1 protein-coding gene is annotated in these 1396 nt (G+C 70.8%); it reads left to right on the forward strand.

Features of this window, described 5'->3' with window-relative positions; genetic code table 11:
- Positions 1-1216, forward strand: a 1216-nt coding sequence (locus AC0CYZ_RS19705; protein WP_472218399.1) for a 3-hydroxyacyl-CoA dehydrogenase family protein, incomplete at its 5' end; no start/stop codon positions are given.
- Positions 1217-1396 lie beyond the last annotated feature (180 nt).

The raw sequence follows: 1396 nt of genomic DNA on the forward strand, positions 1-1396 counted from the left end.
GTTCATCGCGAACCAGTTGCTGTTCACCTACCTCAACCAGGCCGTCGGCATGTTCGAGTCGCACTACGCCGGGCGCGAGGACCTCGACGCCGCGATGAAGTACGGCTGCGGCTACCCGATGGGCCCCCTCGCGCTGATGGATCTCATCGGCCTGGACACCGCCTACGAGATCCTCGAGGAGATGTACCGGCAGTCGCGCAACCAGCGGCACGCGCCGGCCCCGATCCTCAAGCAGATGATCACCGCGGGCCTGCTGGGCCGGAAGAGCGGTCGCGGCTTCTACACCTACGCCGAGCCCGGGTCGTCCGAGGTGGTGGCCGACGCCCTCACCCCGCCGCCGCCCGGCGCCGACGACGCCACGCTGCGGCCGATCAGCCGCGTCGGCGTGGTCGGCACCGGCACGATGGCCACCGGCATCGCCGAGGTCTTCGCGAAGTCCGGGTACGACGTCGTCGTGCGCGGGCGCTCGGAGTCCAAGGGCGAGGGCGCCGTGGCCGCGGTGCGCAAGTCGCTGGAGAAGGCCGTCGTCAAGGGCAAGCTCAGCGAGGCCGACCGCGACGAGACCCTCGGGCGCATCAGCACCACGGTCGACTTCTCGGGCCTGGCCGAGTGCGACATCGTCGTCGAGGCCATCGCCGAGGACCTCGAGGTCAAGCAGGCGGCGTTCTCCGCGCTCGACGAGGTGTGCAAGCCCGGCACGATCCTCGCGACGACCACCTCGTCGCTGCCGGTCGTGGAGTGCGCCGCGGCGACCTCCCGGCCCAGCGACGTCATCGGCATGCACTTCTTCAACCCGGCCGCGGTGATGAAGCTGGTCGAGGTCGTCTCGCCGATCACGACGGCCCCCGAGGTCACCGCGACCGTGCGGGCGCTGTGCGCGCGGATCAAGAAGAACCCGGTGCTCTGCGGCGACCGCGCCGGCTTCATCGTGAACGCGCTGCTGTTCCCCTACCTCAACGACTCCGTGTCGATGCTCGAGGCGCACTACGCCACCGTCGACGACATCGACTCGGCGATGAAGAACGGGTGCGGCCTGCCCATGGGGCCGTTCGCGCTGCTCGACGTGGTCGGCCTGGACGTGTCGCTGGCGATCGAGCGCTCGCTCTACCAGGAGTTCCGCGTGCCGGGCTTCACGCCGGCGCCGCTGCTCGAGCACCTCGTGACGGCGGGCCGGCTCGGGCGCAAGACCAAGCACGGGTTCCGCGACTACAGCTGAGGGCATGGCACGACGCAACCGACGGGCAGCGGACGGGGAGACCCGTCCGCTGTTCGGCGGCGCCCTGTCCTACGTGGAGCGGGCCGGCCGACGGTGGGCGGTGCGGTCGATCAGCGGGTCCGCGGCGGCCAAGACCTACCGCTGCCCGGGGTGCAACCAGGAGATCCGACCCGGCGTCGC

Source organism: Actinomycetospora sp. (assembly GCF_055612215.1).